This is a genomic window from Pseudoxanthobacter sp. M-2, from assembly GCF_046156265.1.
GTDB lineage: Bacteria > Pseudomonadota > Alphaproteobacteria > Rhizobiales > Segnochrobactraceae > CAMDHY01.
Map to the genome: position 1 here is coordinate 63,489 of NZ_JAWDIR010000006.1, position 12,975 is coordinate 76,463.

A 12,975-nucleotide genomic window follows, 5' to 3' on the forward strand; every position below is an offset into this window, starting at 1 on the left:
GGATTTCCATGCGTCTCGTGCCGCCCCTCGCAGCCCTGATCGCCGCCTTCGCCCTCGCCGGAATGGCCGGTGCCGCGCAGGCGCAATCCCCCACCCTCAACGGCCAGGCGATGCCGGAGTACGCCGCGCCCGCGCCGGGCGTGCTCGCCGAGATCAAGGCGCGCGGCAAGCTCGTCGGCGGCGTCGAGGCGCAGAACCCGCCCTTCGAGTATATCGAGAACGGCAAGATCGTCGGCTTCGACATCGAGCTCTCCGAGCTCTTCGCCGCCCATCTCGGCGTCACCTTCGAGCCGATCGACACCGCCTGGTCGGGCGTCATCCCGTCGCTCTACGTCCAGAAGTTCGACATGATCTGGTCGGCGATGACGATCACCGAGCCGCGCAAGCAGGCCGTCACCTTCTCGCAGCCCTATGCGAGCGACCAGGCCGAGATCATCGTGCGGGCCGGCGACACCAGCATCAAGACGATCGAGGACCTCAACGGCAAGACGCTGGCCACTCAGCTGAACTCGGCGGCCGAGCACCAGGCCAAGGAGATCATCGCCCGCTACAACCTGAACACCGAGCTGAAGGCGTTCGACCACTTCGACGCCGCCTATCTCGACCTGAAGAACGGCAACGTCGACGCCGTCACCTCGACGAAGCTCAATGACCGCGTGCTGTTCGAGAAGATGCCGGGCAGCTTCGACGTGGCGGTGGAACTGCCGATCTTCAACTACGTCGCCGTCGCCACCCGCAAGCAGGATACCGACCTGTCGGCCGCGGTCGACGCGTTCATCACCGAGCTCAAGACGTCGGGCAAGCTCGCCGAGCTGCAGACGAAGTGGTTCGGGTTCGCGATGGTGCTGCCCGAATAGGGCGATCCCGCCGCAGCAGGCCGGCTGGCCCCGACGGCCGGCCACAGGAGCACGACGGCCGGCCCCGTGGGCCGGCCGCAAGAGAAGGTGTTCGAGAGCGCAATGACCCGGGATCTTCTGGTGCGGGGCGGCACGGTCGTCACGCCGCACGGCCGCTTCGAGGGCGACGTCGCGGTGCGCGACGGCCGCATTGCCGCCTTCGGGCGCGACCTCGGCTCCGACGCGGCCACGCCTGTGCTCGATGCCCGCGGGCTGGTGTTGCTCCCCGGCATCATCGACCCGCACTCGCATCTGTGGGAGGCGGGCTTCGTCTCGGGGCCGGACTTCACCGACTCGACCGCCTCGGCGGCGGCCGGTGGCATCACGACGATCATCGAGATGCCGCTGACGGTCCCTGAGGTGCTGGACGAGACGGTGCTGAAGGAGAAGGCGGCGCTGGGCGAGCGCACCTCCCACGTCGACTTCGCGCTCTATGGCGGCGTCAGCCCGGACCGGCTCCACGACCTCGACGGCATGTGGGCGGCCGGGGCCGCCGCCTTCAAGATCTTCACCTGCGACACCGGCTGCGCGATGAAGGGCGTCATCGACGACGCCGACCTGGTCGACGCGATGACGCGCATCGCGCGCCTCGGCGGCCTCGCCTGCTTCCACGCCGAGAACGACGAGCTCCTCGTCGCCAACCGCCGCCGGCTCGCCGCGCAAGAGCGCCGCGACAACGCCGCCTTCTGCGACTGGCACAGCGAGACCGCCGAGCTCGAGGCGATCAACCGCATCCTCTTCTACGCCGGCCGGCTCGGAACCCGCGTCCACATCGTCCACGTCACCTCGCCCGAGGGCGTGCGCCTCGTCGAGCGCGCGCGCGGGGAGGGGGTACGGGCGACGGCGGAGACCTGCCCGCACTATCTCTACCTGACGGAAGACGACATCGCCGCCCGCGGCGCCTGGGTCACCTGCGCGCCGCCGATGCGCGGACCCGCCGCGATGGCCGGCATGCGCGCCCGCCTCGACGACGGCACCATCGCCACCATCGGCTCCGACCACGGCCCGGTCGACCCCGAGCTGAAGCTGCGCGCCTCCAACGATGTTTTCGCCGGCCAGTGCGGCATGCCGGCGAACGAGACGATGGTGCCCCTGATGCTGAACCTCGCCGCCGAGGGCTTCGTCAGTCTCGAGCGGCTCGCCGCCCTGATGGCGGAGGCGCCGGCGCGGCTCTACGGGCTCTATCCGCGCAAGGGCGCCATCGCCATCGGCTCGGACGGCGACTTCACCCTCGTCGATCCCGGCGAACGCTGGACGATCCGCCAGGCCGAGCTCATCGGCGCCTGCGGCTGGACGCCGTTCGAGGGCGTGCCGGTGACGGGCAAGGTGAAGGCAACCGTCGTGCGCGGCCGCGTCGTCGCCCGCGACGGCCGCGTCACCGGCGAACCCGGCGCAGCCTACGTCCCGCGCCTCTCCTGAGCGTCGCCTCCCTCCCGAACGGATTCCGGACCCTGCATGAGCCTGCTGACGTCGACCTCTGATGACCCGTTGATCGTCGCCGCCCTCCACCTCCCCGATTTCGCGGTGGACCGGTCCCTCTCGATGGCCTTCCTCGAGGACTACACGCTCGCCAATGCCGAGGTGTTCGTCTCGGCTGGCATCCGCCGCATCATGCTGCAGGACCAGACCCGCCAGCGCGGCCCGGCGAGCCCCGAGACGATCGCCATGACCGCCGCTCTCGGGCGTGCCCTGAAGCTCGCTCATCCGACGGTGTCGCTCGGCATCATCGTCGAAGCGCACGACGCGATCGGGCCGCTCGCCATCGCCCACGCCAGCGGCGCCGACTTCGTCCGCCTGAAGGTCTTCGTCGGCGCGGCGATGACGATGGAGGGCCACAAGGAGGCGCTCGCCGTCGACGCGCTCACCTACCGCCACCAACTGCGCCGCGACGACATCGCGATCCTCGCCGACGTCTTCGACCGCACCTGCGTGCCCCTGATCGACGTGCCGCCGGAACAGGCGGCGCTTGGAGCCGAGCGCCTCGGTGCCGACGCCCTCGTCATCACCGGCGCGACATTCGACGAGAGCCTCCAGCGCATCGCCAAGGCGCGGGCGGCGGGTGTCACCCGCCCGATCCTGCTCGGCGGCAGCGTCACGGCGCGCAATGTCGCGCAGACCCTCGCCGTTGCCGATGGCGCCATCGTGTCGACCGCCCTGATGCGCGACGGCGCCGGCCCGCGCGACCGCCTGTTCTGGGACCGCGAGAAGGCCGAGGCCTTCATGGCGGCGGCACGCTCGCGCTGAGCAGCGTCCCGGCGAAGCGAGGCGAGTGGAGTGATCGGATCGCGTGTGGGTGCCTATTAGCCGTTCGGCACTCGAGCGCCGCCCCTCCACGGGTCTCATCGTCAACGGCTGCTTCGCGGCCTCATGCCCGCTCGACGACCATTTCGTCGAGTAAATCCGGGACAGGCCGGAAGCCGCTGCCCGGCCCATCGGGCACCGTCATCCGGCCAGGAGAGGTGAGGCGGATCTCGGGCGCCGACAGCTCGCGCGGATAGAGCCGCCCGTCCGGGAAGATGTCGGCCGCGTAGCCGACGCCCGGCAGGGTGGCGAGCGCCATCGACGGGCCCTGGCCCACGGCCGATTCCAGCATGCCACCGATCCAGAACGGGATGCCGCGCGACCGGCAGTGCGTCGCGATCGCGACCGCGTTCGTCAGGCCCCCGACGCGGCCGTGCTTGATGTTGATGACCCGCCCCGCATCGATGTCGATCGCCTTCCGCGCCCGGTCGAGGGAGGTGATACTCTCGTCGAGGCAGATCGGCGACTGCAGCGCAGCTTGCAGGCGGGCGTGATCGACGAGATCGTCGCTCGCCAGCGGCTGCTCGATCATCGCGAGGCCGAGCCCGTCGAGGGCCTGGAAGAGCGGCAGGTCGTCGAGGGTGAAGCCGGCGTTGCAGTCGACGTGCACGACCGCGTCCGGGAAGGCGGCACGCACCGCCTCGACCATTCCGACGCCGCTGTCCGGTCGGAACTTCAGCTTCACCCGGGGGAAGCCGGCCTCGAGGGCGGCTGCGACAAGGGCGAGCAGCCGCCCCCGGTCCGGCTGCACCGGAATGTCGGCCCCGACCGCGATCTCGGGGGTCTCGCCGCCGATCGCCCGCCACAGTGGCAGCCCGGCGAGGCGGGTCGACAGGTCCCACCAGGCGAGATCGACGGCGGCCTTGGCGAAGTGGTTGCCCTTGAAGGGGCGGAGACGCGCCTGCAGGTCTTCCGCGCTCGCGACGTCATGCCCGACGAGGAGCGGGCGGATATGGCGGGCCAGCAGTTGGAAGCAGCCGCCGGCCCACTCGGGGCAGAACTGCGGCGCCGCATAGGGCGCGGCCTCGCCCCAGCCGGTCTCGCCATCGCACGAAAGCCGGACGAGGACGGTATCGACGCTCCGCATCTCGCCGAAACTCGTCTTCCACGGCTCGAGGAGCGGCATGGCGACGTGGAAAACGCTCATCTCGTCGAGGCGCAAGACCGGACCTCCAAAGCCACCGGCTTTCAGTTGCCGCCGTCCAGTTCACCGAGGAGTTCGCCGAGCTCCTCGATCTGGCGCAGCCGCCGCCGGCCGGGGGCGCCGGCGGCGACGCTGACGCGCGTGCAGATGAAGTTGATCAGGCTGATGACGCCGACATAGCTGTCGAACAGCGACGTCCCGTGCACCTCGCATGGCAGCACCCAGGTGGCGAACTTGGTGTTCGTCACGGACTGCCGGTCGGTGACGTAGGCGATCGGGATGCCGCGCCCGTGCATCAGCTCCATGAACCGGCGGAGCAGCAGCGGCCGGCGGCGGAAGCCGAATACCAGCAGGAGGTCCTCGGGCCCGAGGTTGCCGGTGTCCTCGATCAGCGTCTGGCCGTCGGCCGGGACGAGATCGGTCGCGGGATGCACGAGCAGGATCTGCCGGCGGGCGTAGGCGGCGAAGAAGTAGCTGTTGCGGAAGCCGATGCAGACGACGCGCCGCGCCGAGGCGATGCGGGCGATCACCGTGTTGACGACGCTCTCGTCGAGGCGCGACAGCGTCTCGTGCAGGCAGCGCATGTCCCGCTCCAGATGGACGTGCAGCGGGTCCTCGGCCTTGCGCTCACCGATCTGCCCGGTGGTGAGGAACAGCGGATCACCCGTCGACTGCGCATCGCGGATCTCCCGCTGCATGTCGCGGAACCCCTCGTAGCCGAGGCGGCGGACGAAGCGTGAGACGGCGGCCTTGGAGGCGCCCGCGAGCTCGGCAAGCTCGGTCGCTGAGCAGAGCAGCACGTCGCCGGGATATTCGAGGACGCGATCGGCCAGCGCGCGTTCGCTGCCCGGCATTTCCTCATAGAGGGCGCGGATGCGCCGCTCGATCGAGCGCGGTGCACTGTCGGGGTGTTGCTTCGTCATTCGGCCTCCGTGACGGCATTGAAACAGAAATTTTATCTCGTTGACAGTTTGAAATTAGCGGGCCAATCATATTGCAGCGCACCGCGCGCGGCAGACGGGCGGACGCGGGGAACATCGAAGCCAATTGGGAGTATTCACGTGAAAGCTGAAAGGCTAACCCGTCCGCTCGCGCGCAGTTTGGCGCTAGGGCTCGTCATCACCGCCTCGTCCCTCACACCCGTACTGGCCGCAGACATCGTCTGGGCCCGCTATGGCGACGTCGACACGCTCGACCCGCAGAAGGCGACCTCGACGCTGTCTTTGCAGGTCTGGAGCCTGATCTACGATACTCTTCTGGCGACCGACGCCTCCGGAGCCCCGGTCCCGAACCTCGCCAAGAGCTGGGACGTCAGCCCTGACGGCCTCCAGTACACTTTCCACCTCGTCGACGGCGTGAAGTGCCACGACGGCACGCCGCTCGACGCCACCGACGTCAAGTACACCGTCGAACGCGCCTTCGACGCTGCCAATCCGAGCGTGACCAAGGCGAGTTGGGGCCCGATCAGCAAGGTGGAGGTCGTCGATCCCCAGACCGTCAAGTTCACCCTCGACACGCCCTTCGTGGCGATGATCCCGTTCCTCGCCGACAGCTTCTCCTCGATCCTCTGCGATTCCAACGCCGGCCAGGACGGCTTCGGCAGCACCGTCGCCATCGGATCGGGTCCCTGGAAGCTCGACAGCTGGGCGAAGGGCGACCGCATCGTCCTCGACAAGAACCCCGACTACGTCAACCACGGCAAGCTCGCGAACAACCCGGGCGCCCCCTACATGGACCGGCTGGTGATCTCGGTGGTGCCGGAGCCGCAGACGCGGCTCGCCGGCCTGAAGACCGGGGCGATCCACATCGCCGAGCCGCCGCTCGACGACGTGCCGACGCTGAAGGATTCCGGCGAGCTCGACATCGTCACGGCGGAGAACACCGGCCAAAACGTCTTCTGGGAGTTCTCGGTGCACCGCCCGCCCTTCAACGACGAGCGGGTGCGCGACGCGGTCGCCCACGCGACCGACGTGCAGACGGCGCTGACCCTGATCTACGGCGACCTGTCGATCCCCGAGCAGTGCCCGATCTCGCGCGGCGTCTTCGGCAACGACCAGGACTTCTGCGCCAAGCACCGCGCCCAGTACGACCCGGAGAAGGCGAAGGAACTCCTGAAGGAGGCCGGCGGCTGGGGGCCCGACAACCCGCTCGAGGTGAACCTGCTCGTCTGGACCGGTGGCAAGCGCGACCGTCTGGCGGAAGTCTTCCAGGCCCAGCTCGCCGAAGTCGGCATCAAGGCGAACATCGAGATCATGGACATCGGCACCATGAATGCCCGCGTCCGCCAGGAGAACGAGACGCCGACCGGCATCGGCTCGATGGATATGATGACCTGGTCCTGGTACGATCCGGACATCCTCTACGCCCTCTGGCACACCCCCGGCGCCTATCGCGGCTACACCTCGCCGGAACTCGACGCGATGCTGGAGAAGACCCGCGTGCTCAGCGATCCGGCGGAGCGCAAGGCGGCGGTCGAGGCCGTCATGGCCTATCTCCTCGACCGCTCCATCCACGTGCCGCTCTATACGCCCGGCTGGGAGTGGGTGTTCGCCGTGCGGCCGGAGGTCGAGGGCTTCCAGGTGGCCCCGTTCGTGTATCCCGTCTTCAACGACGTGAAGCTCTGACGCGGCTTCCAAAACTCTGACGCGACTTGCGCGGCCCTTCGGGGCCGCGCACCACCCGGGGGATGTCGCGATGCTGGCCTATCTCTCGCAACGTCTCGCCATGGGTCTGGTGACGATCTTCGCGGCCACCGTCGCCGTCACGCTTTTGATCCACCTCGTGCCCGGCGATCCCGTGCAGATCATGTATGCCCAGAGCCAGGGCACGACGCCGGAGCAGCTCGAGGAGATCCGCGCGCGCCTCGGCCTCGACCAGCCGATCGTCGTTCAGTACGGCCACTATCTCGCCCGCCTCCTGCAGGGCGACATGGGCGTCACGATCCGCGGCGAGCAGCCGGTGTTCGGGCTGCTGATGGCCAGGCTTCCCAACACGCTGGTACTCGCCTTCGCGGCGATGCTGATCGCCGTCGTCATTGGGCTGCCGGCCGGCTTCTGGGCGGCGGCGCGGCGCGGCGGCTGGACCGACACGCTGATCATGATGGCGGCGATCGGCGGCGTCTCGATCCCCCACTTCTGGCTGGGGCTGCTGCTCCTGATCTGGTTCTCCGTCGACCTCGGCTGGCTGCCCGTCGCCGGGGGCGGGCCGATGAGCCTCGTCCTGCCGGCCCTGACGCTCGGTCTCTCGAACGCCGCCATCGTCGCCCGCATGACGCGCTCGGCCATGATCGACGTTATGGAGCAGGACTTCGTCCGCACCGCCCACGCCAAGGGCCTGCCGAAGGCGGTCGTCGAATATCGCCACGTCCTGCGCTCGGGCCTCATCCCGATCGTCACGATGATGGGCCTGCAGTTCAGCTACATGATGGGTGGCGCCATCGTGGTGGAGAACATCTTCGCCTGGAACGGCATCGGCCGGTTGGCGGTCGAGGCGATCTTCCAGCGCGACTATCCGGTCATCCAGGGCTTCATCCTCGTCTTCGCCGCCACGGTGGTGGTGGTGATGTTCCTGCTCGACCTCGTCTACGCCCTCGTCGACCCCCGGATCCGGAGGAGCTGATGTCGGCGGTGGAGGTGGCCCCCGTCCCGCGACAGGCGTCCCGGCCGCTCTGGCTGCGGCTCGTGCGCAACCCCGGCGGCGCGATCGGCCTCGCGATCTTCGCGGTCTTGATCGTCGCCGCGGTGTTCGCGCCGTGGATCGCACCCTACAGCCCGATCAAGCTCGCGACCGGCCGACCGCTGACGCCGCCCGGCGCCGCCCATCTGCTCGGCACCGACGAACTCGGCCGCGACGTCTTCTCCCGCCTGCTGTTCGGGGCGCGGCTGACCTTGCAGATCGGCGCGATCGCCGTCGGCATCTCGCTCGTCGCCGGCCTCTCGATCGGTCTCGCCGCGGCGCACTTCCGCGGCTGGACGGAACGCATCCTGATGCGGTCGACCGACGTGCTGTTCTCGTTCACCGAGACGCTGATCGCGCTCGCCTTCGTCGCCGTGCTCGGGCCGAGCCTCACCAACGCGATGCTGGCGGTGGGCGTCGCCGCGATCCCCTTCTATGCGCGGACCGCCTATGCGAGCGCGCTCTCGGAGACGGCCAAGCCCTACTACGAAGGCGCCGAGGCGGCCGGCGCCGGGCCCCTCCGGCTGATCTTCCGCCACCTGTTGCCGAACGTCATGCCGACGATGATCGTCGTCGCCACCCTCGGCCTGTCGAACGCCATCCTCGCCGCCGCCGCACTCGGCTTCCTCGGGCTCGGGGCGCAGCCGCCACAGCCGGAATGGGGCTACATGCTGTCCGCCGGTCGCGACTTCATGAACCGCGCGCCGTGGCTGATGCTCTATCCCGGGCTCGCCATCGCGGCGACGGTCTTCGCCTTCAACATCCTCGGCGACGCGCTCCGCGAAGCGCTCGACCCCCGGTCGGGGGGGCGCTGATGGCCGTGCTCGCGATCGAGGGCCTCTCCGTCGCCTTCGGCGACGATCGCGTCGTGCAGGACCTCGATTTGCAGATCGAGCGGGGCGAGACGCTCGCCCTCGTCGGCGAGAGCGGCTCCGGCAAGTCGCTGAGCGCGCTCGCCGTGATGAACCTCCTGCCGCGCCGGGCCCGGCGCAGCGGCGGCCGCGTGCTTCTCGGCGGGCAGGACATCTCCGCCCTCGACGACGCAGCGATGCGGCGCGTCCGCGGCGCCCGCATCGGCATGATCTTCCAGGAGCCGATGACGAGCCTGACGCCGGTGCTCACCATCGAGCGCCAGATGACCGAGGCGCTGATCGCCCACCGCGGCCTGTCGCGGCGGGCGGCGCGGGATCGGGCCGGCGACATGCTCGCCAGGGCCGGTATCGGCGACGTCGGGCGGCGGCTCCGGCAGTATCCACACGAGTTCTCCGGCGGCATGCGCCAGCGCGTGATGATCGCCATGACGCTGGCGCTCGAGCCGGAGCTCCTGATCGCCGACGAGCCGACCACCGCCCTCGACGTCACCGTGCAGGCGCAGATACTCGAACTGATGCGCGACCTCACGCGCCAGAGCGGTACGAGTCTTCTCCTGATCACCCACGACATGGGCGTCGTCGCCGAGATGGCCGACCGCGTCGCCGTCATGCGCCGCGGCCGGCTCGTCGAGACGGGGCCCGTTGCCCGCGTGCTCGGCATGCCGGCGGCCCCCTATACCCGTCAGCTGCTCGCCGCCGTTCCGCGCATGGACGATCCGGTGCGGACGGACGTGCCGCCGCCGGCGAGTCCGCCGGCGCTCTCGTTCGCGGCGGTCGGACGGAGCTTCGGTGCCCGTGGGCTGCTGCGTCGCGGGCCGCCACACCGGGTGCTGGAGGACATAACGCTTACTGTCGCGGCCGGGGAGACCGTCGCCCTCGTCGGCGAGAGCGGGTCGGGCAAGTCGACCCTCGGACGCATCGGCGCCCGCCTCGACCTCGACCACGAGGGCACCGTGCGCGTCGAGGGGGAGGACATCACCCGGCTTCGCGGCGGCGCGCTGCGGCGGGCGCGCGCGAAGGTCCAGATCGTCTTCCAGGACCCGTTCGCGAGCCTCGATCCGCGCTTCACCGCCGGCCAGACGCTGGCGGAGCCCTTGGCGCTGCACCGCGGCCTCTCCGGCAAGGCACTGCGCGCTGAGGCGCTTCGGCTGCTCGACCGCGTCCAGTTGCCCGCGGCGATGATCGACCGGCTGCCGCACGAGTTCTCCGGCGGCCAGCGTCAGCGCATCGCGATCTCCCGGGCGCTCGCCGCCGAGCCGCGCGTCATCATCGCCGACGAGCCGACCTCGGCTCTCGACGTCTCCGTGCAAGCCGCCGTGCTCGACCTCCTGCGGGAGATCCAGCGCGACACCGGCGTCGCCTACCTTTTCATCACCCACGACCTCGCGGTCGTGCGCTCGGTGGCGCATCGTGTCGCCGTCCTGAAGGGTGGGCGGATCGTTGAGATCGGCCCGGTCGAGACGGTGATGGAGACGCCGCGGTCGGACTATACAAGAGCACTGCTCGCGGCGGCGCCGAAGCTCGGGGCGGTGGGACGCAGCGACCGGGGCGATCAGCCCCTCTCGCAGATGGAGACGCACGACTGATGACGATCGGGATCGGCGCGATGGGGCCGAACGCCGGCCTCGCGGTCTTCCGGACGCTGCAACTCGCCGAGCGCATCGGCACGGGGGCGATCGGCGGCTACGCCGTCTTCGCCGCGATCGACCGCGACGGCCGGCTGCACCGCGCCGAGACCCAGCGCGGCGGCACGGCCACGCTGTTCACTGCCGGCGAGCGGACGGGCGTCGAGCCACCGGTGGAAATCGCGACCGCGCCCTATGCCGCCGTGATGTCGAGCGGCCCGGACCGGCCGGCGCCACTGTCGCAGTACCTGCCGGCGGATGCGACCGTCGGCCTCGTCACCGGCCACCGCCTGCCGAACGGCACCGGCCGGGACGGACGCGTGCTCAACGACGCCGTCCTCGCCGGCATGGCCGACGGCCTCGCGGCGGAGACCGCGCTGGCTCGCGTCCTCGATGCCGAGCCCGACGCTGACGCCGGCATGATCGCCCTCGGCCCCTGCCGCGGTATCGCGGTCGCCAACAGCGCCCGCGTCGCCCGCCGCCCCGACCTTGGCAGCGCCCTGCTGGCCGGGCCAGACGGTACGGCCATCGCGATCCTCCACAACGCCATCCGACCGGCCCGGACGCTGGCACCGCTGCTGGCGGAGGCCGGGCTCGAGGTCATGGTGCGCGCGCACGCGCCGCTCGCGGCGATCGACGTGGCGGCCGGGACGCCCGTCGTCCACGGCGACCGCGACCGCGTCCTGGTCGACGCTGCGGGGACTGCGATACGCGTCGAGACGACGGACGCCCGCATTGTCACCGGACGGCACAACTGCGCGGCGATCTACATCGGCGCGGAAATCGTCGGGCCCGACGGCCCCCTCGGCGTCGCGATCGAAGAGCCGAACGTGATGGTCGAGGACGGCCGCATCGTCCGCCTGAGCGGCCGGTCGCGCTTCCGCCTCGGCTACCGCTAGAAAGCAGAAAAGCCAGAAGAATCGGAACACCAGGAGCCAGAATGCCCCTCGACACCACGGCCGACATCCTCGAGCGGCTGATCGCCTTCCGCTCGGTGTTCACCGCCGACGACTACACCGACGTCGCCGACTTCGCCGCCGCCCATCTCTCCGACCTCGGCTTCACCGTGCATAGGCTGCCGGGCGTGTCCCCCGGACGGGCCGGCCTGTTCGCCAGCCTCGGCCCCGCCGGCCCCGGCGGGGTGCTTTTGTCCGCCCACCTCGACGTCGTCCCGGTGGAGGGCCAGAAGTGGACGGTCGATCCGTTCCGGATGACGCGCCGGGACGGACGCTTCTACGGCCGCGGCACGACGGACATGAAGGGCTTCGCCGCCGCGGTGCTGGCCGCTGCCGCGCGGGCCCGCCACCGGCCGCTCGCGGCCCCCCTCAAGATCGCGCTCTCCTATGACGAGGAGGCGGGCTGCGTCGGCATCGCCGAGATGATCGGCGCCCTCGACCGGACGATCGGCGTCCCGGACTTCTGCATCGTCGGCGAGCCGACCTCGATGACGGTCGCGGTGGGCCACAAAGGCAAGCTCTCCTTCCGCGTCCGCTTCGAGGGAACGGCCGGCCACTCGGCCTCGGCGCCCCACTATGCCAACGCCATCCACATGGCGAGTGAGGCGGTCGCGATCCTGCGGCGCGTCCAGGACGACCTCGCGAACGGCGCCCGCGACGCCGCCTTCGACGTCCCCTACACGACCGTGCACGTCGGCCGGTTGTCAGGTGGCACGGCCCTCAACATCGTGCCCGACCACGCCACCCTCGACTTCGAGATCCGCCACCTCGCGACGGAGGACCCGGCCCCGATCGTCGCCGGCATCGAGCGCGACCTCGCCGCCCTCGTCGGCCGCTGGAGAGCGGTGCACCCGACCGCCGACGCCGTCATGACCCCGATCAACGCCTATCCGGGCCTCGCGACCGACCCGTACGCGGAGGTCGTGCGGCTCGCTTTCGAGCTCGGCGCCCGCGGCCCCGTCACCAAGGTGAGCTACGGTACCGAAGCGGGCTTCTTCAATGACCGCTGGAGCATCCCCACCGTCGTCTGCGGTCCCGGCAACATGATGCAGGGGCACAAGCCCGATGAGTTCGTCGAGGAGGCAGAGCTCGCCGCCTGCGATGCGATGCTAGACCGGCTGCTGGACCGACTGGCTGCCTGAAGCGTGGGGGGGGGGGCACGCGGCCATCCGCCGAGGCACGCGTCCCGCCGGGTGCTCACGACACAGGGTCGATTGGACGCTCCCGGCGGGTCGGCCGATCCGCGATGCCCGCGACATGGCGCAACGGACCACGATGACCGGTCGTGGGCGTTGGTCGACGCCCTATGCGAGGTCAGGCGCACCCCGATGGTCCGATCGGTGTCGTGCGGCCTGCCTTCCTGTGCCCTCGCCAGCCCGTCCCCGCTGCCCTGTCGTCGGCCACGGGCGATGCCGCTTTTCGGCATTCTCCGCGGTCCCGATTGCAAGGCCGACGCCTCCCATTCCGAAGATGTGAAAATAGGACGACGACGGCTGTTGACAGGTG

Annotated in this window: 11 protein-coding genes; 9 read left to right on the forward strand and 2 right to left on the reverse strand. The window is 70.2% G+C overall.

What is annotated here, in order from left to right:
• Window positions 1-8 precede the first annotated feature (8 nt).
• From RUR49_RS04030 to RUR49_RS04040, 3 genes are all read left to right on the forward strand, one after another.
• Window positions 9-857: a transporter substrate-binding domain-containing protein gene (locus tag RUR49_RS04030; RefSeq protein ID WP_409145006.1), complete on the forward strand. Its 849-nt coding sequence runs from the start codon at window positions 9-11 to the stop codon at window positions 855-857.
• A 102-nt stretch (window positions 858-959) separates the two neighbouring features.
• Window positions 960-2,315, forward strand: coding sequence for an allantoinase AllB (allB, locus tag RUR49_RS04035; RefSeq protein WP_409145007.1), 1,356 nt, complete (start codon window positions 960-962; stop codon window positions 2,313-2,315).
• Window positions 2,316-2,351: 36 nt separating this feature from the next.
• Window positions 2,352-3,140: a BtpA/SgcQ family protein gene (locus RUR49_RS04040; protein WP_409145008.1), complete on the forward strand. Its 789-nt coding sequence runs from the start codon at window positions 2,352-2,354 to the stop codon at window positions 3,138-3,140.
• Window positions 3,141-3,261: 121 nt separating this feature from the next.
• On the opposite strand, the gene menC is transcribed toward RUR49_RS04040, so the two are convergent.
• Entirely contained in the window at window positions 3,262-4,359 is a 1,098-nt protein-coding gene (menC, locus tag RUR49_RS04045) for an o-succinylbenzoate synthase (protein WP_409145009.1), read from the reverse strand.
• Window positions 4,360-4,385: 26 nt separating this feature from the next.
• Entirely contained in the window at window positions 4,386-5,264 is an 879-nt protein-coding gene (locus RUR49_RS04050) for a MurR/RpiR family transcriptional regulator (protein WP_409145010.1), read from the reverse strand.
• Between the two features lie 138 nt (window positions 5,265-5,402).
• Here RUR49_RS04050 and RUR49_RS04055 point away from each other — a divergent pair, with 138 nt between their 5' ends.
• From RUR49_RS04055 to argE, 6 genes are all read left to right on the forward strand, one after another.
• The gene (locus tag RUR49_RS04055) at window positions 5,403-6,965 is read left to right on the forward strand and encodes an ABC transporter substrate-binding protein (RefSeq protein ID WP_409145011.1); all 1,563 of its coding nucleotides are present in this window, start codon (window positions 5,403-5,405) and stop codon (window positions 6,963-6,965) included.
• A 70-nt stretch (window positions 6,966-7,035) separates the two neighbouring features.
• The gene (locus RUR49_RS04060) at window positions 7,036-7,959 is read left to right on the forward strand and encodes an ABC transporter permease (protein ID WP_409145012.1); all 924 of its coding nucleotides are present in this window, start codon (window positions 7,036-7,038) and stop codon (window positions 7,957-7,959) included.
• Window positions 7,959-8,831 carry an ABC transporter permease gene (locus RUR49_RS04065; RefSeq protein WP_409145013.1) on the forward strand — a complete coding sequence of 291 codons (873 nt, stop codon included), beginning with the start codon at window positions 7,959-7,961 and terminating at the stop codon, window positions 8,829-8,831. The genes RUR49_RS04060 and RUR49_RS04065 overlap by 1 nt, the downstream gene beginning before the upstream one ends.
• On the forward strand, window positions 8,831-10,474 hold the full coding sequence (locus RUR49_RS04070; RefSeq protein WP_409145014.1) for an ABC transporter ATP-binding protein: 1,644 nt from the start codon (window positions 8,831-8,833) through the stop codon (window positions 10,472-10,474). Before RUR49_RS04065 ends, RUR49_RS04070 begins: the two co-directional genes overlap by 1 nt.
• Window positions 10,474-11,412 carry a DUF6963 family protein gene (locus tag RUR49_RS04075; RefSeq protein ID WP_409145015.1) on the forward strand — a complete coding sequence of 313 codons (939 nt, stop codon included), beginning with the start codon at window positions 10,474-10,476 and terminating at the stop codon, window positions 11,410-11,412. The genes RUR49_RS04070 and RUR49_RS04075 overlap by 1 nt, the downstream gene beginning before the upstream one ends.
• Before the next feature lie 41 nt (window positions 11,413-11,453).
• On the forward strand, window positions 11,454-12,611 hold the full coding sequence (gene argE / locus RUR49_RS04080; protein ID WP_409145016.1) for an acetylornithine deacetylase: 1,158 nt from the start codon (window positions 11,454-11,456) through the stop codon (window positions 12,609-12,611).
• Window positions 12,612-12,975 lie beyond the last annotated feature (364 nt).